The 23971-nt window shown below is 62.9% G+C and carries 25 protein-coding genes; 17 read left to right on the top strand and 8 right to left on the bottom strand.

From position 1 onward, the window contains the following. Positions 1-17: 17 nt before the first annotated feature. A complete protein-coding gene (locus EB231_RS22895) occupies positions 18-692 on the bottom strand; it encodes an alpha/beta hydrolase (RefSeq protein ID WP_027042409.1) in 675 nt (224 codons plus the stop codon). A gap of 238 nt (positions 693-930) precedes the next feature. Here EB231_RS22895 and EB231_RS22890 point away from each other — a divergent pair, with 238 nt between their 5' ends. The 7 genes from EB231_RS22890 (at position 931) to sufA (ending at position 8008) form a co-directional block, all read left to right on the top strand. Next, positions 931-2094, top strand: a complete 1164-nt coding sequence (locus EB231_RS22890) for a cysteine desulfurase family protein (protein ID WP_172352990.1) — start codon at positions 931-933, stop codon at positions 2092-2094. 186 nt (positions 2095-2280) lie between these two features. Continuing rightward, positions 2281-3798, top strand: a complete 1518-nt coding sequence (gene sufB / locus EB231_RS22885; RefSeq protein WP_172350820.1) for a Fe-S cluster assembly protein SufB — start codon at positions 2281-2283, stop codon at positions 3796-3798. Between the two features lie 27 nt (positions 3799-3825). After that, entirely contained in the window at positions 3826-4581 is a 756-nt protein-coding gene (sufC, locus tag EB231_RS22880) for a Fe-S cluster assembly ATPase SufC (protein ID WP_015318168.1), read from the top strand. A gap of 25 nt (positions 4582-4606) precedes the next feature. Continuing rightward, positions 4607-5875 carry a Fe-S cluster assembly protein SufD gene (gene sufD, locus EB231_RS22875; protein ID WP_172350819.1) on the top strand — a complete coding sequence of 423 codons (1269 nt, stop codon included), beginning with the start codon at positions 4607-4609 and terminating at the stop codon, positions 5873-5875. Between the two features lie 4 nt (positions 5876-5879). Beyond that, entirely contained in the window at positions 5880-7124 is a 1245-nt protein-coding gene (locus tag EB231_RS22870) for a cysteine desulfurase (protein WP_172350818.1), read from the top strand. Next, entirely contained in the window at positions 7124-7525 is a 402-nt protein-coding gene (locus tag EB231_RS22865) for an SUF system Fe-S cluster assembly protein (RefSeq protein ID WP_172350817.1), read from the top strand. Before EB231_RS22870 ends, EB231_RS22865 begins: the two co-directional genes overlap by 1 nt. A gap of 102 nt (positions 7526-7627) precedes the next feature. After that, a complete protein-coding gene (gene sufA, locus EB231_RS22860; RefSeq protein ID WP_013532156.1) occupies positions 7628-8008 on the top strand; it encodes a Fe-S cluster assembly scaffold SufA in 381 nt (126 codons plus the stop codon). Between the two features lie 33 nt (positions 8009-8041). Here sufA and EB231_RS22855 read toward each other — a convergent pair whose 3' ends face one another. Further along, positions 8042-8539 carry a GFA family protein gene (locus EB231_RS22855; RefSeq protein WP_172350816.1) on the bottom strand — a complete coding sequence of 166 codons (498 nt, stop codon included), beginning with the start codon at positions 8537-8539 and terminating at the stop codon, positions 8042-8044. 89 nt (positions 8540-8628) lie between these two features. On the opposite strand from EB231_RS22855, the gene EB231_RS22850 reads away from it, so the two are divergent. Continuing rightward, on the top strand, positions 8629-8952 hold the full coding sequence (locus tag EB231_RS22850) for a TfoX/Sxy family protein (protein ID WP_172350815.1): 324 nt from the start codon (positions 8629-8631) through the stop codon (positions 8950-8952). A 10-nt stretch (positions 8953-8962) separates the two neighbouring features. On the opposite strand, the gene EB231_RS22845 is transcribed toward EB231_RS22850, so the two are convergent. Beyond that, positions 8963-9880, bottom strand: coding sequence for a pseudouridine-5'-phosphate glycosidase (locus EB231_RS22845; protein ID WP_172350814.1), 918 nt, complete (start codon positions 9878-9880; stop codon positions 8963-8965). 74 nt (positions 9881-9954) lie between these two features. Further along, positions 9955-10899 carry a carbohydrate kinase family protein gene (locus tag EB231_RS22840; RefSeq protein WP_172350813.1) on the bottom strand — a complete coding sequence of 315 codons (945 nt, stop codon included), beginning with the start codon at positions 10897-10899 and terminating at the stop codon, positions 9955-9957. Between the two features lie 9 nt (positions 10900-10908). On the opposite strand from EB231_RS22840, the gene EB231_RS22835 reads away from it, so the two are divergent. The 5 genes from EB231_RS22835 to EB231_RS22815 all read left to right on the top strand — a co-directional run bounded on the left by EB231_RS22835 (position 10909) and on the right by EB231_RS22815 (position 16996). Continuing rightward, positions 10909-11106, top strand: a complete 198-nt coding sequence (locus tag EB231_RS22835; protein ID WP_172350812.1) for a hypothetical protein — start codon at positions 10909-10911, stop codon at positions 11104-11106. Between the two features lie 73 nt (positions 11107-11179). Beyond that, positions 11180-12280, top strand: a complete 1101-nt coding sequence (gene recA, locus EB231_RS22830) for a recombinase RecA (protein ID WP_013895892.1) — start codon at positions 11180-11182, stop codon at positions 12278-12280. Positions 12281-12547: 267 nt separating this feature from the next. Beyond that, positions 12548-15214, top strand: coding sequence for an alanine--tRNA ligase (gene alaS, locus EB231_RS22825; RefSeq protein WP_172350811.1), 2667 nt, complete (start codon positions 12548-12550; stop codon positions 15212-15214). Positions 15215-15224: 10 nt separating this feature from the next. Continuing rightward, entirely contained in the window at positions 15225-16520 is a 1296-nt protein-coding gene (locus EB231_RS22820; RefSeq protein ID WP_172350810.1) for an SDR family oxidoreductase, read from the top strand. After that, positions 16517-16996 carry a DUF2269 family protein gene (locus tag EB231_RS22815; RefSeq protein WP_172350809.1) on the top strand — a complete coding sequence of 160 codons (480 nt, stop codon included), beginning with the start codon at positions 16517-16519 and terminating at the stop codon, positions 16994-16996. Before EB231_RS22820 ends, EB231_RS22815 begins: the two co-directional genes overlap by 4 nt. Before the next feature lie 30 nt (positions 16997-17026). Here the strand turns inward: EB231_RS22815 and EB231_RS22810 are convergent, their stop codons facing one another. Both EB231_RS22810 and EB231_RS22805 read right to left on the bottom strand, forming a co-directional pair. Beyond that, on the bottom strand, positions 17027-17653 hold the full coding sequence (locus EB231_RS22810; RefSeq protein ID WP_172350808.1) for a glutathione S-transferase family protein: 627 nt from the start codon (positions 17651-17653) through the stop codon (positions 17027-17029). 81 nt (positions 17654-17734) lie between these two features. Then, positions 17735-18946 (bottom strand): NADP-dependent isocitrate dehydrogenase, encoded by a 1212-nt coding sequence (locus EB231_RS22805; RefSeq protein ID WP_172350807.1) that lies wholly within the window; start codon positions 18944-18946, stop codon positions 17735-17737. A gap of 216 nt (positions 18947-19162) precedes the next feature. Between EB231_RS22805 and EB231_RS22800 the strand changes: the two genes are divergently transcribed. Together EB231_RS22800 and murI are read left to right on the top strand one after the other, a co-directional pair. Then, complete coding sequence (locus EB231_RS22800; RefSeq protein WP_172350806.1) at positions 19163-20080, top strand: RNA methyltransferase; 918 nt, start codon at positions 19163-19165, stop codon at positions 20078-20080. Next, positions 20073-20873 (top strand): glutamate racemase, encoded by an 801-nt coding sequence (gene murI / locus EB231_RS22795; RefSeq protein WP_172350805.1) that lies wholly within the window; start codon positions 20073-20075, stop codon positions 20871-20873. The genes EB231_RS22800 and murI overlap by 8 nt, the downstream gene beginning before the upstream one ends. Here the strand turns inward: murI and EB231_RS22790 are convergent. Beyond that, positions 20870-22252 carry an RNB domain-containing ribonuclease gene (locus tag EB231_RS22790; protein ID WP_172350804.1) on the bottom strand — a complete coding sequence of 461 codons (1383 nt, stop codon included), beginning with the start codon at positions 22250-22252 and terminating at the stop codon, positions 20870-20872. The genes murI and EB231_RS22790 overlap by 4 nt on opposite strands. 151 nt (positions 22253-22403) lie before the next feature. Here EB231_RS22790 and EB231_RS22785 point away from each other — a divergent pair, with 151 nt between their 5' ends. Then, positions 22404-22592: a DUF3008 family protein gene (locus EB231_RS22785; RefSeq protein ID WP_172350803.1), complete on the top strand. Its 189-nt coding sequence runs from the start codon at positions 22404-22406 to the stop codon at positions 22590-22592. A gap of 102 nt (positions 22593-22694) precedes the next feature. On the opposite strand, the gene EB231_RS22780 is transcribed toward EB231_RS22785, so the two are convergent. Further along, positions 22695-22892 carry a hypothetical protein gene (locus EB231_RS22780; RefSeq protein ID WP_140767832.1) on the bottom strand — a complete coding sequence of 66 codons (198 nt, stop codon included), beginning with the start codon at positions 22890-22892 and terminating at the stop codon, positions 22695-22697. Positions 22893-23268: 376 nt separating this feature from the next. Between EB231_RS22780 and rpsD the strand changes: the two genes are divergently transcribed. Further along, the gene (rpsD, locus tag EB231_RS22775) at positions 23269-23886 is read left to right on the top strand and encodes a 30S ribosomal protein S4 (RefSeq protein ID WP_010909086.1); all 618 of its coding nucleotides are present in this window, start codon (positions 23269-23271) and stop codon (positions 23884-23886) included. The last annotated feature ends 85 nt before the right edge of the window (positions 23887-23971 follow it).

Here is a 23971-nt window from a genome sequence, read left to right as displayed (position 1 = left end):
CTGGCGCCTTCCCCTGTTTATCTCAGCCGCTTCGGCCGCGGATCGGACAATTCGCCCGCCAGCCGGCGATCGAGATAGTCGGCGCATTCCTCGATCAGCAGGTCGGCGTCGTTGGCGAAAAAGTGGTTGGCGCCGGGCAGGGTCTTCTGCGTGATGGTGATGCCCTTCTGCGTGTGCAGCTTGTCGACCAGGCCTTGCACATCCTTCGGCGGCGCCACCTTGTCGGCATCGCCATGGATGATCAGGCCCGATGACGGGCAGGGCGCCAGGAACGAGAAATCATAGGTGTTGGGCTGCGGCGCGATCGAGATGAAGCCTTCGATCTCCGGCCGGCGCATCAAAAGCTGCATGCCGATCCACGAGCCGAAGGAATAACCGGCGACCCAGCAGCTCTTGGAATCCGGGTGCAGCGACTGGACCCAGTCGAGCGCGGCCGCCGCGTCCGACAATTCGCCGGTGCCGTGGTCGAACTCGCCCTGGCTGCGGCCGATGCCGCGGAAATTGAAGCGCAGCGTGGTGAAATCACGCTTCTGGAACATGTAGAAGAGGTCGTAGACGATCTTGTTGTTCATCGTGCCGCCGAATTGCGGGTGCGGATGCAAAACGATGGCGATCGGCGCGCTCTTTTCCTTGGAGGGCTGGTAGCGTCCCTCCAGGCGACCGGCCGGACCGGTGAAAATGACCTCAGGCATGAAATACTCCACTTGGTATACGAATGCGCGGCGCCCGGAACGTGTCTTCCTCTGGCCTTGACGCAGGGCGAGCGTCTTCTTAGAAGCTAGTTTAGAACTATTCAAAACTGAGTGGCCAGACGTCGAGCCCGGCCACCCGCGCCGCAAGCCGCGTAAATAGGACGGCTCGCCTTGGAATTTCAAGGAAATAACGCCATACGACGACCGAATGGCTTCTGACGGGACCAACTGGACGAAAATGGCCGCAAAACGCGCCTATCTCGACTACAATGCCAGTGCGCCGCTGCTTGCAGGGGCACGCGAGGCTATGGTCGCGGCATTTGACGTGGCCGCCAACCCGTCGTCGGTCCATGCCGAGGGCCGCGCCGCGCGGCGCCTGATCGAGACGGCGAGGCGCGAGGTCGCGGCATTGGTGAATGCCAGGCCCGAACATGTCGTGTTCACCTCCGGTGCGACCGAAGCCGCCTCGACGCTTCTGGTCCCTGATTGGCAGATGGGGCGCGGCAGCCTGCGCATGAGCCGACTTTACGTGTCGGAGGCCGATCATCCCTGCCTGTTGAATGGCGGGCGCTTCCCGGCGGCGCAAGTGACGCGCATCGGCGTCGACGCCAATGGCATTGCTGATCTTGCGGCCCTGGCGGCGGCGCTTGCAGGTCATGACAAGGCCGATGGCCTGCCGCTGGTGGCGATCCATGCCGCCAACAACGAGACCGGCGTCATCCAGCCGATCGATCGTATCGCAGAGATCGTCAAGGCCGCCGGCGGCATTCTTGTCGTCGATGCGGTTCAGGCCGCGGGCCGCGTTTCGATCGACATGTCAGCGGGTTACGCCGATTATCTGATTCTGTCTTCGCACAAGATCGGCGGCCCCAAGGGCGTCGGCGCCATCGTCGCCGCCGCGGATCTGATGATGCCGAAGCCCCTGATCAATGGCGGCGGCCAGGAAAAGGGCCATCGCGGTGGCACGGAAAACCTCGCCGCCATCGCCGGTTTTGGTGCTGCCGCACGCGAAGCGCTGGCCGGACTGCCGGCCATCGATGCGGTGCGCGAGCGCCGTGACGAGATAGAGGCCATCGTCAAAATGCTGGTCCCGGATGCGGAAATCTTTGGAACCGGCGCGCCAAGGCTTGCCAACACGACATTCTTCGCTATTGCGGGCGTCAAGGCCGAAACCGCGCAGATCGCCTTTGATCTCGCCGGTGTTGCGCTGTCGGCCGGCTCCGCCTGCTCGTCGGGCAAGGTCGGGCCGAGCCATGTGCTGAAAGCCATGGGCTACGGCGACAGTCTTGGCGCCTTGCGTGTGTCGATCGGTCCGGCGACGAGTGCTGGGGACATAGAACTGTTCCACACCGCGCTGGCGGGAATCGCCGCTCGTCGGGCGGATAAGGAAAGGGCCGCGTAGCGGTTGGACGATTTTGGGCTTTTCGGCCTGGTAGAGCCGTGCGTTTCATACTGGCCGGGTGAATTTCCGGTCGAGGCGCACTATATGGAACTTACGCTGCCGCGAGCGCTTCTTCGGCGTTCATATCGGCGGTGCCATAGTTTGAAAACTGTCGGGCCTTGACCCCGGCGTGGATGGAGAACGCATATGCCTGCTGTGCAGGACACGATCGATCGGGTCCGAAAGATCGACGTCGACCAATACAAATACGGATTCCAGACGGAAATCGCAGTCGACAAGGCCCCCAAGGGCCTGAGCGAAGACATCATCCGTTTCATTTCGGCCAAGAAGGACGAACCGTCCTGGATGCTGGAATGGCGCCTGGAAGCCTATCGGCGCTGGCTGACGCTGGAAGAGCCGACCTGGGCGCGCGTCCACTATCCAAAGATCGATTTCCAGGACATCTACTATTACGCGGCGCCCAAGAGCACGCCTGGCCCATCGTCGCTCAGCGATGTCGATCCCGAACTCTTGAAGGTTTACGAGAAGCTCGGCATTCCGCTTAAGGAGCAGGAGATCCTCGCTGGCGTGCAGAAGACCGATGCCTCCGATCTCGAGGAGCCTAGCGACAATGTCTACAAGTCGGGCCGTGTGGCTGTCGACGCGGTGTTCGATTCCGTTTCGGTCGTCACCACCTTCAAGAAGGAACTGGCGCAGGCCGGCGTGATCTTCTGCTCGATCTCGGAAGCCATCCGCGAGCATCCGGAACTGGTCCAGAAATATCTCGGATCGGTGGTGCCGACATCGGACAATTTTTACGCCACGCTGAATTCGGCCGTCTTCACCGACGGCTCGTTCGTCTTCGTACCCAAGGGCGTTCGCTGCCCGATGGAGCTGTCGACCTATTTCCGCATGAACGAGAAGAACACCGGCCAGTTCGAGCGCACGCTGATCATCGCCGAGGAGGGGGCTTACGTCTCCTATCTCGAAGGCTGCACCGCGCCGCAGCGCGACGAGAACCAGCTGCATGCCGCGGTGGTCGAACTCGTGGCGCTCGACGATGCCGAGATCAAATATTCGACGGTGCAGAACTGGTACCCCGGCGATGCCGAGGGCAAGGGCGGCATCTACAATTTCGTCACCAAGCGTGGCGACTGCCGTGGCGACCGCTCGAAGATCTCGTGGACGCAGGTCGAAACCGGCTCGGCGATCACCTGGAAATATCCGAGCTGCATCCTGCGCGGCGACGATTCCTCCGGCGAGTTCTATTCGATCGCCGTGTCGAACGGCTACCAGCAGGTCGACAGCGGCACCAAGATGATCCATCTCGGCAAGAACACGTCGAGCCGCATCATCTCCAAGGGCATCGCCGCCGGCTTCTCGCAGAACACCTATCGCGGCCAGGTTTCCGCGCACCGCAAGGCGACCAACGCCCGCAACTTCACCAACTGTGACTCCCTGCTGATCGGCGACCAGTGCGGCGCGCACACCGTGCCGTACATGGAAGCCAAGAACTCGACGGCGCAGTTCGAGCACGAGGCGACGACGTCCAAGATTTCCGAGGACCAGAAGTTCTACGTCATGCAGCGCGGCATTCCCGAAGAGGAAGCCATCGCGTTGATCGTCAACGGCTTCGTCAAGGATGTCATCCAGCAACTGCCGATGGAGTTCGCCGTCGAGGCGCAGAAGCTGATCGGCATCTCGCTTGAGGGCTCGGTCGGCTGACCGGACAGATATTCAGGAAACAAAAGAATGCTTGAAATCAAGAACCTGCACGCCCGCATCGTCGATGACGGCACCGAAATCATCCGCGGCCTGAACCTGACGGTGAAAGCCGGCGAGGTCGCCGCGATCATGGGCCCGAACGGCTCGGGCAAATCGACGTTGTCCTACATCCTCGCCGGCCGCGAGGACTATGAGGTGACCGAAGGCGACATCCTGTACAATGGCCAGTCGATCCTCGAAATGGATCCGGCCGAGCGCGCGACGTCGGGCATCTTCCTCGCTTTCCAGTATCCGATGGAGATACCGGGCGTGGCGACCATGGAATTCCTGAAAGTGGCCATGAACGAGCAGCGCAAGGCGCGCGGCGAGGAGCCCCTGAAGATCCCGGAATTCCTGAAGCGCGTGAAGGAAGCCGCCGCCTCTCTCAGCATGGACATGGCTATGCTGAAGCGGCCGCTCAACGTCGGCTTCTCCGGCGGCGAAAAGAAGCGCGCCGAGATCCTGCAGATGAAGCTGCTGGAGCCAAAACTCTGCGTGCTCGACGAGACCGATTCCGGCCTCGATATCGACGCGCTCAAGATCGTTTCCGACGGCGTCAACGCTTTGCGCGCGCCGGACCGTGCTTTCCTGGTCATCACCCACTATCAGCGCCTGCTCGAACACATCGTGCCCGACAGCGTGCACGTGCTCTACAAGGGCCAGGTCATCAAGTCCGGCGACAAGTCGCTGGCGCTCGACCTCGAAGCCAACGGCTATGCCGGCGTGATCGGCGAAGCCGCGTGAGATGCCAGAAGGCAAGGTCAAACTGATGAATATGCACACACAACCGCAGCGGACACCGGCCGAAACCGCGTTGATCGACGCGTTCGGCGACCGGTTGTCGCTGCTGCCGGGCGACGGCGCGGTGATGCTGAAGCGCGACGACGCGATCGAGGCGATCAAGCACGGCCTGCCGACGCGGCGTATCGAATCCTGGCACTACACGGACCTGCGCCGGCTGTTGAATGCGGTGCCGGACTTCGACCCGGCCGCAGCGGCAAAAGCCGTTGCGCCGATCGTCGAAGGCTCCGCGGTGTTGGCGATCCTGAACGGCAAGTCCGACGCGAAGACGCCTGATATCGAAGGCGTCACCGTCCAGCGCCTGTCGGAAAAGCTGATTGATGGCAGCATTGCGCCGGGCCTCGACCCCTATGGCAGCGACGATGCGATCGGTGCGCTGAACACCGCCTTCGTTGCCGACGGCTATTTTGTCGACATCGCCGATGGCGCGGAACTCGAAAAGCCGATCGAACTGCAGAATGTGCAGGCCGGCGGCCAGACCCATGTGCGTCTGCCGGTGCGTGTCGGTGCCGGGGCCAAGGCGGTCATCGTCGAGCGTCAGGCGGGAGACGGGGCTGCCCTGGTCAGTTCGGTCAGCCAGCTTGTGCTGGGTGAGGGTGCCGAGGTGACGTGGCTGATCGTCCAGGAACAGCCGGAGACGGCGACCCATCTGGCGCAGTTCAAGGCCCATATCGGCAAGAATGCGAAGCTGACGCTGTTCGTGATGAACGCCGGCGGCAAGCTTGTGCGCCAGGAGGTCATGGTCAGGACGACGGGCGAAGGCGCCGACTTCAAGCTGCGCGGCATCAACCTGCTGGCCGGCGATACCCACAGCGACGTGACGATGGTGCTCGACCACGCTGTGCCGCACACGACCTCGACCGAGATCATCCGCAACGTGGTGACGGGCAAGGCGCGCGGCGTTTTCCAGGGCCGTATCAACGTCCACCAATATGCGCAGAAGACCAACGCCAAGATGGCTTGCAACACTCTGCTTCTGTCTGACGATGGTGAGTTCTCGACCAAGCCGGAGCTCGAAATCTTCGCCGACGACGTCGTCTGCGGCCATGGCGCGACCGTCACCGAGATCGACCACGACCATCTGTTCTACCTGATGGCGCGCGGCGTCGACGAGAAGTCGGCCCGTGGCCTGCTGGTCAAGGCGTTCGTCGCCGAGGTGATCGAGGAACTGGATGACGAGGCGATCGTCGAGGCGCTGGAAGCAAGACTGGACGATTGGTTTTTGACGCACGGGTGAAATGATGAACGCTCCAGGCAAGATCGGAGATTTCTACGACGTCGAGGCGATCCGTCGCGACTTCCCGATCCTGTCGCGGGAAGTCTACGGCAAGAAGCTGGTCTATCTCGACAATGGCGCCTCGGCGCAGAAGCCGCAGGTGGTGCTGGATACGATCCAGCACGCCTATTCGCAGGAGTATGCCAACGTCCACCGCGGCCTGCATTTCCTGTCCAACGCGGCGACCGACGCTTATGAAAAAGCGCGTGAGACTGTACGCCGCTTCCTGAATGCACCGAGCACCGACAACATCGTTTTCACCTCGAACACGACCTCGGCGATCAACACGGTCGCCTATGGCTATGGCATGCCCAATATCGGCGAGGGCGACGAGATCGTGCTGTCGATCATGGAGCACCACTCCAACATCGTTCCCTGGCATTTCATCCGCGAGCGGCAAGGAGCCAAACTGGTTTGGGTGCCGGTCGACGATCTCGGCGTCTTCCATATCGAGGAATTCGAGAAGCGGCTGACTGACCGCACCAAGCTCGTCGCCATCACCCAGATGTCGAATGCGCTGGGCACGGTGACGCCGATCAAGGAGATCGTGCGCATCGCGCATGCGCGAGGCATTCCCGTACTCGTCGACGGCAGCCAGAGCGCCGTGCACATGCCAATCGACGTGCAGGATCTCGACTGTGACTTCTTCGTCTTCACCGGCCACAAGGTCTACGGTCCCTCGGGCATCGGCGTGCTCTACGGCAAGAAGGACATTCTCGCCGGCATGCGGCCCTTCATGGGCGGCGGCGAGATGATCGAGGAGGTGACGGAGGACATTGTCACCTACAACGAGCCGCCGCATCGCTTCGAGGCCGGCACGCCGCCGATCGTCCAGGCGATCGGGCTGGGTGCTGCCCTCGACTACATGGAAAAGATCGGCCGCGAGCGCATTGCTGCACATGAGGAAGACCTCAAGACTTACGCGCATGAGCGGCTGCGCGCCATCAACTCGCTGCGCATCTTCGGCGACGCGCCGGGCAAGGGCGCCATCATCTCGTTCGAACTGCAAGGCATTCATGCCCATGACGTGTCGATGGTGATAGACAGGCAGGGCGTTGCAGTGCGGGCAGGCACCCATTGTGCCCAGCCGCTGTTGAAACGCTTTGGCGTAACCTCCACATGCAGGGCATCGTTCGGCATGTATAATACCAGGGCCGAAGTCGACGCTTTGGCCGAGGCGCTTGAAAAAGCGCGAAAGTTCTTTGGGTGATGACGACCATGGACGATGTGAGCACGACCGCAGAGACCGCACCGGAGCCGGCTGCAAATGGCATCGTATCGGCCTCGGCTATTCCCGCCGACGAACTGGCGCGGCTGACCGACGATATCGTCTCGGCGCTGAAGACGGTCTATGATCCGGAAATCCCGGCCGACATCTATGAGCTTGGCCTCGTCTACAAGATCGACATAGAGGACGACCGCTCGGTCAAGATCGACATGACACTGACCGCACCAGGCTGCCCGGTCGCCGGCGAGATGCCTGGCTGGGTGGAGAACGCCGTCGGCGCCGTCGAAGGCGTGTCCGGCGTCGAGGTCAACATGACCTTCGACCCGCCCTGGTCGCCCGACCGCATGTCGGAAGAGGCACAGGTGGCGGTGGGCTGGTACTAGTGTCGGGACCGGTACACTTGCGCCGGTGGTAAAACTTCACCATTTTAGGTGAGGAATCATTCGGCAGGCCTTGAACCTGCATGGAATGGAGAAGGAAAGAGAATGGGACGCTTCGCCGTCATCACGATGACCGAAAAGGCCGCCGACCGGGTACGCGAGATCGTGGCTACCCGTGACAATGCGCATGGCATTCGCCTCGGCATCAAGAAGGGCGGCTGCGCCGGCATGGAATACACGGTCGATCTGGTGACCGAGCCCAATACCAAGGACGACCACATCGAGCGCGACGGCGCCCATGTCTATGTCGCGCCGGAGGCAGCCCTTTTCCTGTTCGGCACCGAGATGGATTTCGAGCAGACGACGCTGCGCACCGGCTTCACCTTCCACAACCCCAACCAGAGTTCGGCCTGCGGCTGCGGTGAGTCCGTCGAACTGAAGCCGGCTGATCTCAAGGCGCTGGCAGAGGCACGCGCCTCGGCCTGATCTTCCTTCGCCCAGTTTACAGCGCGAAGAACACTACTCCACCCACATACCCGTCCGCTTGTGCCAGTCGGCGATCGACTCTTCCGGATAGACATCGAATACCTTGTCGCCCTTGCCGACCGCGGGCTCGACCCAGTTCGCCTTGTATTTCAGCATCAGATGCACCTTTTCAGGCGGTTTCGGCAGGTCGCTGTCGATCGCCGAGGCGAAGGGATGCACCAGTTCCGGCCAGGTCGGATCGTAGAGCCAGAGCGCCGACCCGCATTTGCGGCAGAAATTGCGTTCGCCGGTCGAAACCTCGCAATGGGGATGCTCGTCGTCCTCGATCTCGGCACGGTAGACGCCAATGCTCCTCTTGCCCCTGATGTTCAGCGTTTCGTAGTCGGCGCCGAGATTGATGGCGAAACCGCCGCCGCCCTGCTGCTTGCGGCAGATCGAGCAGTAGCAGAGCATGAATGGCACGGGCGTGTGGCTTTCCACCTCGAAACGCACGGCGTTGCATCGGCAGGATCCCTTGAGCAGAAGCGGCATGACAAAACCTCCGACGGAATAATCTCAACCTGTCAGCATGATCTTGGTTGCGCGATGACAATGTCAAATGCCGGTGACATGATCGCGGCATGGACAATGAACGCATCGCCGAACTGTTTGCCGGCCTCGGCCCGGTCAGCATCCGCAGGCTGTTCGGCGGCAAGGGCATCTATTTCGACGGCGTTATCGTCGCCATCGTGCTGCGCGGCGAATTGCTGCTGAAGGCCGACGAGCAAAGCGCGCCCGAGTTCGAAGCCGAGGGCTGCAAGCAATGGACCTATACCGGCTCGCGCCACGGCAAGCTGGTCGCGATGCCCTATTGGAGCATTCCCGACAGTGCCTTTGACGATCCGGACGAGATGACGGTGTGGGCGCGCCGCGCCTATGAGGCCGGAAGGCGGGCCGGCAAATAGCCGCGCGAACCTACAGCGCTTTTGCTATCTCGGCCGCCAGCCTCGCATTGTTTTCGACCAGCGCGATGTTGGTCTTCAGGCTGCGGCCGCCGGTGAGCTCCAGGATCTTCGATAGCAGGAACGGCGTCACCGCCTTGCCGGTCACGTGCAGAGCCTCGGCGGCCTTTTGCGCTGCTTCGATGTAGCCCGCCATCTCTTCGGCCGGGATTTCGTGGTTCTGCGGCACCGGGTTGGCGATCAGCATGCCGCCGCCGAGCCCCAGCGCAGCCCGGGTCTGGTAGAAATGCGCGATGTCTTCAGGCTTGTACAAGGTGAGAGGCGCGCGGAACGGCGACTGCCGCGACCAGAAGGCGGGCATGGTCTCGCAGCCATGGCCGATGACAGGCACGCCGCGCGTCTCCAGCACTTCCAGCGTTTTCTCGATGTCGAGGATGGCCTTGGCGCCGGCCGAGACGACGATGACCGGCGTGCGCGCCAGTTCGTCGAGGTCGGCGGAAATGTCAAAGCTCTTTTCAGCGCCCTTGTGCACGCCGCCAATGCCGCCGGTGGCGAACACTTTTATCCCGACCATATGGGCGGCGATCATCGTCGCGGCGACCGTGGTGCCCCCGGTGCGCCCTTGCGCGGCGGCGAAGCCGAGGTCGGCGCGCGACAGCTTCATGGCGTCGCCGGTCATGGCCAGCGATTCGCGTTCGCCGTCGGAAAGGCCGATCTTGATGCGGCCGCCAATCACGGCGATCGTTGCCGGCACGGCACCTCCGTCGCTGATGATCTTCTCGACATCGGCCGCCATGGCGCCATTGTCGGGGTAGGGCATGCCATGGGTGATGATGGTGCTTTCCAGCGCCACCACCGGCCGGCCGGCGGTCAGGGCTTGCGCCACCGGCTCGTGGATATCGATGAAGGGGCGTGCGGTCTCTGGCGTCATCTCTGATCTCCAACCGATGTGCGTGCATCCATCAAGACGCGCGGCGGCACTCCGGTATTATGAATTTGCCGGTCTCATGCCACTTCCTGCACATCGGGCACAAGGGCCAGCGCTTCCATGAAGGCCGCCGCGGTAAAATCGGGAACGGCGTCGGCGCTCTCGATGGCCAGCGTTGCCGCCGCGACTCCTTCCCGCAATGCCGCCCGCAAGGGCATGCCGCGCAGCAAGGCGGCGACCGTTGCCCCCGCCAGCGCATCTCCCGCGCCGGTGACGTCCACAACCTTCCTCGGGGCCGGCGGCATGATGGCAAACATGCCGTCACGATCGAAACCCAGCACCGGGCCGCTGCCCGCCGTGACCACCGCGCTGGTGAGGCCGGCGCGCTTCAAACCGTCAACGATGCCCCGCTGGGAAGCCCCGCCGTCCAGGCATGCCAGCGCGAGGGCCTCGCGCTGGTTCATGAAGACGACGGCCAGATTGTCGAGCACCGGCTTCAGGCGCACGATCTTGGCCGGCGAAATGGCAATGGCGAATATGGGCTTGCCGGCGGCAAGCAAAACCAGTCGCTCCAGTGCCGCCGATGGCAGATTGGCGTCACACAGGATGGCGTCGGCGGCCAAGATCGCCTCCCGCACCTTGGATCGGCGGATCTGCTTGGGAAACGCCAGATCGTACAGCGCCATGTCGGCAAAGCCGACGATCAACTCGCCTTCGCGATCGATCAACGCGGTATAGCTCGGTGTCGTGCGGTCAAGGAACACCGCTGACAGATCGGCAATCCCTGCCTTCGCTATGGCGCGTGAAACGGTGTCGCCCGCCGCATCGCCGCCCCGCATCGAAAGCAGCGAAGCGGAGATGCCGCGCAGCACTGTGCTGCGTAGCGCGTTGAAGACGCCGCCGCCGACATCCTCGCGCATCGTGCCGGGGTTGGACGCGGCCGGCACGTAGTGGCCGGACACCTGGCCGCGCCGGTCGATATGGGCCCCGCCCACGGCCAGTATCTTTGCGGATTTCACCATGGCGGCGATATGACCTTTGTTGTTGCAGCCGCACAAGCGCTAGGCTGCGCGGCAGAGCTTCGCATGCAAGGCAGCGATTCGGCAGGCCAGGACAACGGCGCCGGCTGGTCTAATGGGAGGCGGGTTGCTGTCGCGTTTCTGGGACGAAAAAAGAACAAACCCGGATATCGTTTATTTTTCAAAAGGTTGTTGCCTCTTGCCAAATGAGAACAAAAAAGGTACAAAATGCCAGGGATTACGGATTGTCCGGCCTTCATTGACGACCAAGGGGTGATGTATCATGGCTCAGAATTCTTTGCGGCTTGTAGAGGATAAGGCAGTGGACAAATCAAAGGCTCTGGATGCGGCGCTGTCGCAAATCGAGCGGGCTTTCGGCAAGGGCTCGATCATGCGGCTCGGCGCGAATGAGCAGGTCGTCGAGATCGAAACGGTACCGACCGGGTCGCTTGGCCTCGACATCGCGCTTGGTGTCGGTGGCCTGCCGCGCGGCCGCATCATCGAAATCTACGGGCCGGAAAGCTCGGGCAAGACGACGCTGGCGCTGCATACGGTGGCCGAAGCCCAGAAGAAGGGCGGCATCTGCGCCTTCGTCGACGCCGAACATGCGCTCGATCCGGTCTATGCCCGCAAGCTCGGTGTCGATCTTGAAAACCTGCTGATCTCGCAGCCTGACACTGGCGAGCAGGCGCTGGAGATCTGCGACACGCTGGTGCGTTCCGGCGCCATCGACGTGCTGGTGGTCGATTCGGTCGCGGCGCTGACGCCGCGTGCTGAAATCGAGGGCGAGATGGGCGATTCGCTGCCGGGCCTGCAGGCCCGCCTGATGAGCCAGGCGCTGCGCAAGCTGACCGCTTCGATCTCGCGCTCCAACACCATGGTCATCTTCATCAACCAGATCCGCATGAAGATCGGCGTCATGTTCGGTTCGCCCGAAACCACGACCGGCGGCAACGCGCTGAAATTCTACGCGTCGGTGCGCCTCGACATCCGCCGCATCGGCTCGGTCAAGGACCGCGACGAGGTCGTCGGCAACCAGACCCGCGTCAAGGTGGTCAAGAACAAGTTGGCGCCGCCCTTCAAGGTGGTCGAGTTCGACATCATGTATGGCGAGGGCGTGTCCAAGACCGGCGAGCTGGTCGACCTCGGCGTCAAGGCCGGCGTGGTCGAGAAGTCGGGTGCCTGGTTCTCCTACAATTCGCAGCGTCTCGGCCAGGGCCGCGAAAATGCAAAACTGTTCCTGCGCGACAATCCCGATACCGCGCGCGAGATCGAACTGGCGCTGAGACAGAATGCCGGGCTGATCGCCGAGAAATTCCTCGAGAATGGTGGCTCCGAGGGCAATGGCGACGACGGTTTTGAGGACGAAGCCGGCGCGATGTAGGGCAATTGCCGGAGTTCGGCCATAATCCGGTCTATGATCTGAAGCTTAAGTAACTGAGTTCTGTAGTATCGCGTTCAAAACCGCCGGCCTTCGCGCCGGCGGTTTTCGTTTTGGATAGCGCGGACGGCTGGCAAGCTCGTGGATTGGCCCAATTCCGTGTTTCTGGACAGGCTGGGGCGTGCCCGCTAAAAGGCCAAATCTATTTCTGGAAAGCAGAGACCAGTTTCCGCCGGCCGCGCCGGCGGTTTTCGCGAAAAGGCAGCAGTCATGAGTGGCGTGAACGAGATCCGGTCGACATTTCTCGACTATTTCCGCAAGGAGGGCCACGAGGTCGTCGCCTCGAGCCCGCTCGTGCCGCGCAACGATCCGACATTGATGTTCACCAATGCCGGCATGGTGCAGTTCAAGAACGTCTTCACCGGCCTGGAGAAGCGGTCCTATTCGCGTGCCACCACTGCCCAGAAGAGCGTTCGAGCCGGCGGCAAGCACAACGACCTCGACAATGTCGGCTACACCGCGCGTCATCTGACCTTCTTCGAGATGCTCGGCAACTTTTCCTTCGGCGACTATTTCAAGGAGCGCGCCATCGAGCTTGCCTGGAACCTGATCACCAGGGAGTTCGGGCTAAAGAAGGACAAGCTGCTGGTCACCGTCTACCACACGGATGATGAGGCGGCGGGCTTCTGGAAGAAGATCGCCGGTTTCTCGGACGATCGCATCATCCGCATCCCGACCTCGGACAATTTCTGGGCGATGGGCGACACCGGTCCTTGCGGGCCGTGCTCGGAAATCTTCATCGATCGTGGCGAGCACATCTGGGGGGGGCCTCCCGGCAGCCCGGAAGAGGATGGCGACCGCTTCCTCGAATTCTGGAACCTGGTGTTCATGCAGTATGAGCAGGTGACGAAGGAGGAGCGCATCGACCTGCCGCGTCCCTCGATCGACACCGGCATGGGCCTGGAGCGCATGGCGTCCATCCTGCAGGGCGTGGAGAGCGTTTTCGAGACCGACCTGTTCCGGCATCTGATCGATGCGGCGTCGTCCGCGCTTGGGCGCGCGCCGGATGCCGAAACGGTGGCGTCCTACCGCGTCATTGCCGATCATTTGCGCTCGTCCTCCTTCCTGGTCGCCGACGGCGTGCTGCCGTCGAACGAAGGCCGTGGTTATGTGCTGCGCCGCATCATGCGCCGCGCCATGCGCCACGCGCAGTTGCTCGGCGCGAATGAGCCGCTGATGTGGAAGCTGGTGCCGGCCCTGGTGCGCGAGATGGGCCAGGCCTATCCCGAATTGTTGCGCGGCGAACAGCTGATTACCGAGACGCTGAAGCTCGAGGAGACGCGCTTCCGCAAGACGCTGGTGCGCGGCCTCGGCCTGCTCTCCGAGGCGACGGAAACGCTGCATGCTGGCGACATGCTGGATGGCGAGACGGCCTTCAAGCTCTACGACACCTACGGCTTCCCGCTCGACCTGACGCAGGACGCGCTGCGCCAGCGCAGCATCTCGGTCGATCTTGCCGGCTTCACCAATGCGATGGAGCAGCAGAAGGCCGAGGCGCGCAAGCATTGGACCGGATCCGGCGAGGCCGCCACCGAGACGGTGTGGTTCTCGGTGCGCGAAAAGACCGGTGCCACCGAATTCCTCGGTTACGAGACTGAAGCTGCGGAAGGCCTCATCCAAGCGCTGGTCCGGGACGGCAAGACCGTCGACAGCGCCGGCAAGGGTGACGCGGTCGCGGTGGTCGTCAACCAGACGCCATTCTATGGCGAGTCCGGCGGCCAGATGGGCGATACCGGCGTCATCTCGGGCGAAGGCTTCTCGATCGAGATCTCGGACACGCAGAAGAAGGCGGATGGGCTGTTCGTGCATCTGGGCAAGGTTGCGAGCGGCACGGTCAAGACGGGCGCCGCCGTTGAGCTCAAGGTCGACCATAACAGGCGCTCCAGGCTGCGCGCCAACCACTCCGCCACGCACCTGATCCATGAGGCGCTGCGCGAGGTGCTGGGCACCCATGTCGCGCAGAAGGGCTCGCTGGTCGCGCCGGAGCGCCTGCGCTTCGATATCTCGCACAACAAGCCGATCTCGGCCGAGGAACTCGAAGAGGTCGAGCGCATAGCCAACGAAATCGTTGTGCAGAACGGCCCGGTGACCACGCGCCTGATGTCGGTCGACGACGCCATTGCGGAGGGTGCCATGGCGCTGTTCGGCGAGAAGTATGGCGATGAAGTGCGTGTCGTGTCGATGGGCACCGGGCTGCACGGCACCAAGGCCAACCGGCCCTATTCGGTCGAACTCTGCGGCGGCACCCATGTCAGGGCAACCGGAGATATCGGTCTGGTGCGTGTCGTTTCCGACAGCGCGGTTGCCGCCGGCGTGCGCCGCATCGAGGCGCTGACCGGCGAGGCGGCCAGAAAACATCTCGATGAGCAGGATCGGCGTCTGAAGACGGCGGCAGCCGTGCTGAAAATCTCGCCCGCCGACGTGCCGGCGCGCGTCGAGGCTTTGCTTGAGGAGCGCAAGAAGCTCGAGAAGGAACTCACGGAAGCGCGCAAGAAGCTGGCGTTGGGTGGCGGTGCCGCGGCCGGCGCGCCCTCGGAGAACGAGACCGTCGCGGGCATAGGCTTCCTCGGCAAGGCGGTATCGGGCGTGTCGCCGAAGGACCTGAAGCCGCTGGCCGATGCCGGCAAGACATCGCTCGGCTCCGGCGTCGTCGTCTTCGTCGGCGCCGGCGAGGACAACAAGGCAAGCGTCGTGGTAGCGGTGACCGATGACCTCGTCGGTCGCTTCAGCGCTGTGGACCTGGTGCGCGTGGCCTCCGCCGCCTTGGGCGGTCAGGGCGGCGGCGGTCGGCCCGATATGGCCCAGGCCGGTGGCCCTGACGCCTCGAAGGCCAATGATGCGATCGCGGCGGTCAGGGCGGCACTCGAAGCCGCCTGAAAGCCGAGACATGAAAATTCTCGTCCTCGGCGGCTATGGTTTGATCGGGGACGCCGTCATTGGCCGTTTGCTTCGCGACGGTCATCATGTGACCGGTCTCGGTCGCGATGTCGGGGATGCCGGTCGGCGTCGGCCGGCGGTTCGCTGGATCGCAGCGGACATGTCGAAACTGCTTGCCGCTGAAGACTGGCTGTCGATGGTTGCGGGCATGGGCGCGGTCGTCAACGCCGCGGGCGCCTTGCAGGACGGCCCACGCGACCGCCTCGACGCCATTCATCGCGGCTCGGTGGTAGCGCTAGTGGCGGCCTGCGAGCAGGCCGGCGTGCGCCGTTTTGTGCAGATCTCGGCGATCGGTGCCGACCCTGCCTCATCGGATGCTTTCTTCAGCACCAAGGCGGAAGGCGACAAGGCCGTCACAGGCTCTTCGCTAGAGTGGACGATCTTGCGACCGGGCCTGGTGATCGCACCGGCCGCTTATGGCGGGACCGCACTTTTGCGCGCCCTCGCGGCCTTTCCCGTTTTTGTCCCTGCCGTCATGGCGCGCCAGCCGATCCAGACTGTGTCGGTAACGGACGTCGCCGAGGCAGTCTCGCGCGCGGTTGCCGGATCTCTGCCGCCGCGCCTTGCGATCGATCTCGTTGAAACCGAGGCCCGATCGCTCACTGATGTTCTCTCAACCTTTCGGGCATGGCTTGGCCTGCCGCCGGCCCGCGTCGTGCGGATGCCGGCTATTGTCGGCCGGCTTGCCGCCGTCATTGCGGACGGCCTTGGCCTGCTTGGTTGGCGATCGCCTTTGCGCAGCGCAGCCCTTGTCGCGCTGGCGCGTGGCGTGACCGGCAATGCCGGACCCTGGAACGATGTAAGCGGCCATCCGCTTCAGCCTCTGGAAGCGACGCTGGCCGCCATGCCTGCCCACGTCCAGGAGCGATGGTTCGCCCGCCTCTGGCTGCTGAAACCAGTCGTGTTCGGCGTGCTCTCGCTGTTCTGGCTGGTTTCCGGCATCGTCGGCCTGGCTCGACAGGATGCGGCGGCCGACATTCTGGTCTCTCATGGCCTGTCGCCCGCCTTCGCGCTCGGACTGGTTCTTGCTGGAAGCATTGCGGACATCGTTGTCGGAGCCGCTGTCCTGATGCGGCCCTCGGCGCGCCTCGCGCTGATGGGGATGCTTGCCATCACCTTGGCCTATGTTGGCGCGGCAACCGCGCTTGCGCCCGATCTGTGGCTCGATCCGCTAGGTGCAATGGTCAAGGCGGTACCCGCGCTTTGCCTTGTCCTGGTGGCGCTGGCAATTTTGGACGAGCGATGAGCCTCTGGGCCGACACTTTGCGCTGGGCGCATATCATCGGCGCCACGGTTCTCTTCGGCACCGGCGCCGGCATCGCCTTCTTCATGCTCATGGCGCAACGCACCGGCCGCGCCGACCTCGTCGCCCATGTCGCGGGCACGGTCGTCATCGCCGATGCCATTTTTACGGCAACCGCCGTCATTGTGCAGCCGATCACCGGCGTGCTGCTGGCGCGGGCCATAGGCTGGCCGCTGTCCGAAGGCTGGATTGTGCTGTCCCTGCTGCTGTATGTCGTGACCGGCCTGTTCTGGCTGCCGGTGGTCTGGATTCAGATTCGCATCCGCAACCTGGCGCGGCAGGCGGCCATCGAAAACGTGCCGCTGCCGCCTGAGGAAAGGCGTCTGTTCCGCATCTGGTTTGTGTGCGGCTTCCCGGCTTTTGCCACCGTGCTTGCCATCCTGTGGCTGATGGTCACCAAGCCCGAGATAGGGTTTTAGTCCTTCGCCTTAGCTCGTCTGGCGGGCCGCTCAAACTGCCTTTTCGGTCCTGGCGAAGCTCGCTCGGGCGGCGATGCGCGCATACCAGTCCTCGATGTCCGCGAACCGTGCCAGCAAATCTTGCCCTTCGGCAACCTTGACGAAATAGGCAATGACCGGTGCGGCATGCAGGTCTGCCAGCGTCAACTGGTCGCCGAGCAGCCAAGGTCCGTTCGCCTTGAGCGAGGTCAGCACTTTCAGCACCGTCTGTGCCTGACTCAGGCCGCCAGCGATCAGCCTCTCATCCGGTTCTGCCTTTTCCAGCCGCTCGACGGCGACGTCCCAAACCATGGCGCGGTAGCCATAGGCGTCGAGCATGCCTGTCATCTGGCCCATCCTGGCGCGGCCGCGCGCGTCGGCGGATTGCAGCGCCGGGCCGTCGAAGGCCTCGTCGACATAGCGCGCGATCGCATTCGTCTCGAAGAGCCGAAACCCGTCATGCTCGAAGGCCGGGATGCGGCCGAACGGGTGATGCTCCAGATACCAGGCCGGGATGCCGTCGGCGGCGAAGACATCGAGCGGCACGAGTTCGTAGTCGACGCCTTTCTCCTCCAGCGTCATTCGCGCGATGCGCACATAGACACTGTAGTCCGCGCCGTAGAGGATTGGCTTGGGCATGCTGCCGGCCCTTCGTCGCTTTCATCGGCCCAAAAAACGAAGGCTCCTTTCGGAGCCTTCGGCGTGTGGAGCTGCGAGTACTTACGCCATCGCCTTCTGCAAATTCTCGTCGATCTTGTCGAGGAAGCCAGTGGTCGAGAGCCAGGGCTGGTCCGGGCCGATCAAGAGCGACAGGTCCTTGGTCATGAAGCCGCTCTCGACCGTCTGGATGCAAACCTTTTCCAGTGTCTCGGCAAAGCGCTTCAACTCGGCATTGTCGTCGAGCTTGGCGCGGTGCGCGAGGCCGCGCGTCCAGGCGAAGATCGAGGCGATCGAATTGGTCGAGGTTTCCTCGCCCTTCTGGTGCTGGCGATAGTGGCGGGTGACGGTGCCGTGCGCGGCTTCCGCTTCCACCGTCTTGCCGTCCGGCGTCATCAGCACCGAGGTCATCAGGCCGAGCGAGCCGAAGCCTTGCGCCACCGTGTCGGATTGCACGTCGCCGTCATAGTTCTTGCAGGCCCAGACATAGCCGCCCGACCATTTCAGGCTGGAGGCCACCATGTCGTCGATCAGCCGGTGCTCATACCACAGCTTCTTCGACTTGAACTCTGCCTCGAATTCAGCCTCGTAGACCTCCTGGAAGATGTCCTTGAAGCGGCCGTCATAGGCCTTGAGGATGGTGTTCTTGGTCGAGAGATAGACCGGATAGTTACGCAGCAGGCCGTAATTCAGCGAGGCGCGGGCGAACTCGCGGATCGACTCGTCGAGATTGTACATGGCCATGGCGACACCGGCACCGGGCGCATCGAACACGTCGTGCTCGATCACCTGGCCGTCCTCGCCGACGAACTTGATCGTCAGCTTGCCCTTGCCGGGGAAGCGGAAATCGGTGGCGCGGTATTGGTCGCCGAAGGCGTGACGGCCGACGATGATCGGCTTGGTCCAGCCGGGCACCAGGCGCGGCACGTTCTTCATGATGATCGGCTCGCGGAAGATGGTGCCGCCAAGGATATTGCGGATGGTGCCGTTCGGCGACTTCCACATCTTCTTCAGCTTGAATTCCTCGACGCGCTGTTCGTCGGGGGTGATCGTCGCGCATTTCACGCCGACGCCGTACTTCTTGATGGCGTTGGCCGAATCGATCGTTACCTGGTCGTTGGTGGCGTCGCGGTGCTCGATGCCGAGGTCGTAATATTCGAGCTTCAGGTCGAGATAAGGGTGGATCAGCTTGTCCTTGATGAACTGCCAGATGATGCGGGTCATCTCGTCGCCGTCGAGTTCGACGACCGGGTTCGCCACCTTGATCTTCGCCATGGAAAGAATGCCTCGTTGCTGGGATATGGGACGGCCTTGCCCGCGTGGCGTTCGGCCGGGAGATGCCGCCCGTATATCAAAGGGTTTTTGGCCGCGCAAACGGCGATCGGTCACGAATGCGAGGCAATGGCCGTCGTCATTTGCGAATGCTTCATTTTCGCGGCCGAATATGGCAGGGGACGCTGAAATGCCGCAAACAGCAGTTCTTTGACAATCATGCCCGTCACCAAAGATCCCGATAATAACCCATCCGCCGGCCCGGCGATCATCCTGGTCGAGCCGCAGCTTGGCGAGAACATTGGCATGGTTGCACGAGCCATGGCCAATTTCAGCCTGATCGAACTGCGCCTGGTCAATCCGCGCGACGGCTGGCCGAGCGAGAAGGCGCGTGCCGCCGCCAGCCGCGCCGACCATGTCATAGACGCCGTGAAAGTGTTCGACGATCTGGCCTCGGCGCTTGCCGATTTGAATTTCGTTTTCGCCACCACCGCCAGGCAGCGCGACGGCTTCAAGGCCGTGCGCGGGCCAGTCGAGGCGGGCAGGGTGCTGAGGACCCGTCACAGCATGGGGCAGCGCACTGGCATCCTGTTCGGCCGCGAGCGCTTCGGCCTCTATAATGACGAAGTCGGGCTTGCCGACGAGATCGTCACCTTTCCCGTCGATCCCGATTTCTCCTCGCTCAACATCGCCCAGGCGGCCTTGCTGATGTCCTATGAGTGGATGAAGTCGGGTCTGGAGGACGAGACCAAGACCAATTTCACCGGGCCGGAGATGAAGCCGGCCAGCAAGGAAGAATTGCACGGTCTGTTCGCCTATCTCGAAGGCGCATTGGAAGCGCGCGGCTATTTCCGGCCAGCGCCGAAGAGACCGAAAATGGTCGACAATCTGCGTGCCGTGCTGACGCGTGCCGGCTTTGCCGAGCCGGAACTCAAGGTGCTGCGCGGCATCATCTCGTCCCTCGACAGGTTCTCGCCGGCGATGCCGCGCGGCGATGGTTCGCCGGGCGATGATCCAAGGCGGCTTCCGGCTGCCGCGCGCGCCGGAAAGGCAGAGGCCGAACGCCTGGCCCGCCGGCCTGCCGGCGACGATGAGGACGCGCCGCCGCTGGGCGGCAAGGGAACCGACAATGACTGACCAGCCGATCCTGATGTTCGATTCCGGCGTCGGCGGGTTGACCGTTCTGCGCGAGGCGCGCGTGCTGATGCCGGACCGGCGCTTCATCTATGTCGCGGACGATGCGGCGTTTCCTTTCGGCGCCTGGGAAGAACCGGCTCTGAGGACCCATATACTGGAGCTGTTCGCCAAGCTGCTCGATCGGTTTGAGCCAGTCATTTCCGTCATCGCCTGCAACACCGCCTCGACGTTGGTGATCGATGCGTTGCGCGACAGATTTCCCGGCCATCCCTTCGTCGGTACCGTGCCGGCGGTCAAGCCGGCGGCGGAGCGCACGCGCTCGGGCCTGGTCTCGGTGCTGGCGACGCCGGGCACGGTGAAGCGGCAATACACACGCGACCTGATCAGCAAGTGGGCGCAGAAATGCCATGTCCGCCTGGTCGGCAGCGACAGGCTGGCGGGGCTTGCCGAAGTCTATATGCGCGAGGGCTTTGTCGACGAGGAGGCCGTGCGGGCCGAGATCGCGCCCTGCTTCATCGAGCGTGACGGCATGCGGACCGACATCGTCGTGCTCGCCTGCACGCATTATCCGTTCCTGGTCAATCGCATGCGCAAGACCGCGCCCTGGCCGGTCGACTGGATAGATCCGGCCGAAGCGATCGCCCGGCGAGCGCTTTCACTGCTGCCGCTCGTCGATGGGGCGCTGCCGCAAGGCGAACCCGATATCGCGGTCTTCACCTCAGGCAAGGCGGATTTCGCCGTCAGCCGGCTGATGCAGGGCTTTGGACTGGTGGTGGAAACGTCCGCCGCTTAAACAGGTTCGAAGACGATGCTGCGTTGATCCGGATCGGCCGAGGCCAACCTTAGCGTCAGACTGTCGCCCTGTCTGAACCCGGTGGCCTTCACCGTGGCAACGACTGGTATGTCGGCAAGCTGAACGCGTACGCCATGGTCGACGAAGTCGGTGACTGCGGCTTTGAACGTTTCCCCCTCGCGTCCCCTGAGCATGACCGCCTCGGCAAGGTCGATGACCGCGTGGTTGATCTGCGAAGCGCGGCTATCCGCACGTCCCATCACCTTCGGCAATTTGGTGAACGCATCGGTGACGACCTGCGGCACGGGCTGGCCGTTGGCGATTGCCAGTGCGCAGCGCACGACATAGCGGTCGGCCAGCCGCCTGAGCGGCGCGGTGGCGTGGGCATAGGTCGCGGCCATCGCCTCATGCCAGGGAACGACACCTTCCTGGTAGGGCTGGTAGGACGCGCCGTTGCCTGCGCGGCGGATTTCCAGCATCAACACCGCCTGTTTCGGGTCAGCCGGATCGAGCGTGCGCTGGTAGTCGCGCAGGCTGGTTGAGGCCGGCCAGGACAGACCGAGCGCCTGTGCCGCGTTGCGAAGTCTCTGCACCTTGGACGCGTCCGGCCCGGACATCACGCGGAACAGCCCGGTCTTGTGCGCAAGCATGGCGTCGGCGATCGCCATGTTGGCAGCCAGCGAAAGCGCGGCATTGTCCTGTTCGGATTGCAGGAGCGGTCTGAAGGACAGCCGGAATGTGCCATCGGCGAGCCTTTCAACCTCCTGCTCGGGTGGGTCGACGCGTGACGCGCCACGACGTTGTTCGTTCATCGCCATGCGCCGCGCCATTTCAGCGAAGCCGGCCGGAACGTCGGAAGCCTTCACGCTGTCATAGGCGAGCTTCGCGCGGCTTCGAATGATTGCCCGTTCCGCGCCGTCCAATTTCACCGCACCGTCCTCAGCCACCCGAACGGTGAAGACAACAGCTGGACGCGGTCCATTCGGCAACAGACTCGCCGCACCCTCGGCAAGTACCGGCGGGTAGAGTCCGGCCTTGCCGTCCGGCAAATAAAACGTCTCGCCCCGCGTCCAGGCCTCGAGATCGATCGCGTCGCGGTCTTCGACGAACCAGGCCACGTCGGCAATGGCATAATGCAGCAGAAGATCGCCGCCGCTCGCCTCGATCGAGAACGCCTGGTCAAGATCGGTGGAGGCTGCTGGATCGAGCGTGACGAAGGGCATGTCAGTTCGATCTGCATGCTGGTTCGGCACACGTCTGGCCGCCGCGTCCGCCGCGGCCATTACGTCAACCGGAAATCCAGCCGGCACGTGGAATTCGGTGCGGATTTTCGTCAGGCCAGAGGAGAGAGCTTGTGAGGGGTCAGTCAGAGACTTCATTCAGCCGTCCTACACTGGAGTTCCGGACACGGGAAGGCTGCGAACGAAATCGCCAAAGCCGGTCGCCTGATCCGGACGAGGAACTGGGCCATCGGCGCTGGAACTGCCGCCGAAGCACGGCGTTTGTCCTGACAGAAAAGGAGAAACCGTCATGCCTGCCACCTCGAAAGCCCAGCAGAAAGCCGCCGGCGCCGCGCTCTCCGCCAAGCGCGGCGAGACCAGTAAGAGCGAACTCAAAGGCGCCTCACGCGAAATGTACGAATCGATGAGCGAACAACAGCTTGAGGAATTCGCCGAGACGAAGCGCAAAGGGCTGCCGGAGAAAAAATCCAAGGATTGAAAAATCCAAGGATTGAGGGTTTGAAGCCACGCTCCGGCACTCATTGAATGAAAAGGGCCAGCGACAGTTCGCTGGCCCTCTCGGATTACTGCTTTGTCCGCCTTACCAGCGGTGGCAACGCCGCACCTTCTGCACGATCACCTTGCGATGGCCGTGCCGCCACACCACCCTCTTCTTGACGATGACCCGGCAGACCTGTTTGTGGCCGTGCCAATGACGGGCCATCGCCGGCTCCGGCGCAACCGCCATCGATCCGGCCAGTACCGCGGCACCGGCCAGGGTAAGGAAGAACTTCTTCATGCTAACTGAACTCCTCTAGCTCCAGTCCCTTCCTGGTGCCGTTGGCGTAAAAACCTCCCGCCACATCCGGCATTGCTCAACGTCGTCAACCTTATATGGTTGCGCCAATGACAAGCTAGACGGAAGCTTGACACCGGTTAAATCTCGGTTTAACCAGCCGCCAACGCCGGGCAGCGATGTCCGGTGTTTGTTTTATATGCGCAAGACCGGTTGCCTTGGTTGTTTCTGGTTTTGTTTGAACTGACGTGTCCCGTGGGTTTTCCGCCGCGTTGCGTGGGAAAACCCTGTCAGGTCTCGAAAACGGAGGCCAGAGGAGGGCGCGTTTCCTTCACCCGGACCATGAGGTGCCGGGTGTGTTGTTTTGAAAGGGAATGCGATGAGCAAGCGCGAATCCGCGAAATACAAGATCGACCGCCGTCTCGGCGAAAACATCTGGGGCCGCCCGAAGTCCCCGGTCAACAAGCGTGAATACGGTCCCGGCCAGCATGGCCAGCGCCGCAAGGGCAAGCTTTCCGATTTCGGCCTGCAGCTGCGCGCCAAGCAGAAGCTGAAGGGTCACTATGGCGACGTTTCGGAAAAGCAGTTCCGCAAGGTCTACGAAGAGGCGGACCGCCGCAAGGGCGACACCTCGGAGAACCTGATCGGCCTGCTCGAATCGCGTCTCGACGCGGTCGTCTACCGCGCCAAGTTCGTGCCGACCATTTTCGCGGCCCGTCAGTTCGTCAACCACGGCCACGTCAACGTCAACGGCAAGCGCGTCAACATCGGCTCGTACCGCTGCAAGCCGGGCGACGTCATCGAAGTGCGCGAAAAGTCGAAGCAGCTGGTCATCGTCCTGGAATCGGTCGGCCTCGCCGAGCGCGACGTGCCGGATTACATCGAAGCCGATCATAACAAGATGGTCGCGACCTTCTCGCGCATTCCCGGCCTGGCGGACGTTCCGTTCGCCGTCCAGATGGAGCCGAACCTGGTCGTCGAATTCTATTCGCGTTAAGCGAACGCTTTCTGCGATATCTGAAAGGCCGCCCTCGAGGCGGCCTTTTTGTTTCTGGCATCCCGCTTTGCCGTTTCGATTTTCC

The sequence above is a fragment of the Mesorhizobium sp. NZP2298 genome, assembly GCF_013170825.1.
GTDB lineage: Bacteria > Pseudomonadota > Alphaproteobacteria > Rhizobiales > Rhizobiaceae > Mesorhizobium.
This window is presented reverse-complemented; position numbering and strand designations above follow the sequence as displayed.

Coding starts and splice junctions, on each gene's coding strand:
- EB231_RS22895 (WP_027042409.1), bottom strand. CDS start 692: ATGCCTGAGGTCATTTTCACCGGTCCGGCCGGTCGCCTGGAGGGACGC.
- EB231_RS22890 (WP_172352990.1), top strand. CDS start 931: ATGGCCGCAAAACGCGCCTATCTCGACTACAATGCCAGTGCGCCGCTG.
- sufB (WP_172350820.1), top strand. CDS start 2,281: ATGCCTGCTGTGCAGGACACGATCGATCGGGTCCGAAAGATCGACGTC.
- sufC (WP_015318168.1), top strand. CDS start 3,826: ATGCTTGAAATCAAGAACCTGCACGCCCGCATCGTCGATGACGGCACC.
- sufD (WP_172350819.1), top strand. CDS start 4,607: ATGAATATGCACACACAACCGCAGCGGACACCGGCCGAAACCGCGTTG.
- EB231_RS22870 (WP_172350818.1), top strand. CDS start 5,880: ATGAACGCTCCAGGCAAGATCGGAGATTTCTACGACGTCGAGGCGATC.
- EB231_RS22865 (WP_172350817.1), top strand. CDS start 7,124: ATGACGACCATGGACGATGTGAGCACGACCGCAGAGACCGCACCGGAG.
- sufA (WP_013532156.1), top strand. CDS start 7,628: ATGGGACGCTTCGCCGTCATCACGATGACCGAAAAGGCCGCCGACCGG.
- EB231_RS22855 (WP_172350816.1), bottom strand. CDS start 8,539: ATGCCGCTTCTGCTCAAGGGATCCTGCCGATGCAACGCCGTGCGTTTC.
- EB231_RS22850 (WP_172350815.1), top strand. CDS start 8,629: ATGGACAATGAACGCATCGCCGAACTGTTTGCCGGCCTCGGCCCGGTC.
- EB231_RS22845 (WP_172350814.1), bottom strand. CDS start 9,880: ATGACGCCAGAGACCGCACGCCCCTTCATCGATATCCACGAGCCGGTG.
- EB231_RS22840 (WP_172350813.1), bottom strand. CDS start 10,899: ATGGTGAAATCCGCAAAGATACTGGCCGTGGGCGGGGCCCATATCGAC.
- EB231_RS22835 (WP_172350812.1), top strand. CDS start 10,909: ATGACCTTTGTTGTTGCAGCCGCACAAGCGCTAGGCTGCGCGGCAGAG.
- recA (WP_013895892.1), top strand. CDS start 11,180: ATGGCTCAGAATTCTTTGCGGCTTGTAGAGGATAAGGCAGTGGACAAA.
- alaS (WP_172350811.1), top strand. CDS start 12,548: ATGAGTGGCGTGAACGAGATCCGGTCGACATTTCTCGACTATTTCCGC.
- EB231_RS22820 (WP_172350810.1), top strand. CDS start 15,225: ATGAAAATTCTCGTCCTCGGCGGCTATGGTTTGATCGGGGACGCCGTC.
- EB231_RS22815 (WP_172350809.1), top strand. CDS start 16,517: ATGAGCCTCTGGGCCGACACTTTGCGCTGGGCGCATATCATCGGCGCC.
- EB231_RS22810 (WP_172350808.1), bottom strand. CDS start 17,653: ATGCCCAAGCCAATCCTCTACGGCGCGGACTACAGTGTCTATGTGCGC.
- EB231_RS22805 (WP_172350807.1), bottom strand. CDS start 18,946: ATGGCGAAGATCAAGGTGGCGAACCCGGTCGTCGAACTCGACGGCGAC.
- EB231_RS22800 (WP_172350806.1), top strand. CDS start 19,163: ATGCCCGTCACCAAAGATCCCGATAATAACCCATCCGCCGGCCCGGCG.
- murI (WP_172350805.1), top strand. CDS start 20,073: ATGACTGACCAGCCGATCCTGATGTTCGATTCCGGCGTCGGCGGGTTG.
- EB231_RS22790 (WP_172350804.1), bottom strand. CDS start 22,252: ATGAAGTCTCTGACTGACCCCTCACAAGCTCTCTCCTCTGGCCTGACG.
- EB231_RS22785 (WP_172350803.1), top strand. CDS start 22,404: ATGCCTGCCACCTCGAAAGCCCAGCAGAAAGCCGCCGGCGCCGCGCTC.
- EB231_RS22780 (WP_140767832.1), bottom strand. CDS start 22,892: ATGAAGAAGTTCTTCCTTACCCTGGCCGGTGCCGCGGTACTGGCCGGA.
- rpsD (WP_010909086.1), top strand. CDS start 23,269: ATGAGCAAGCGCGAATCCGCGAAATACAAGATCGACCGCCGTCTCGGC.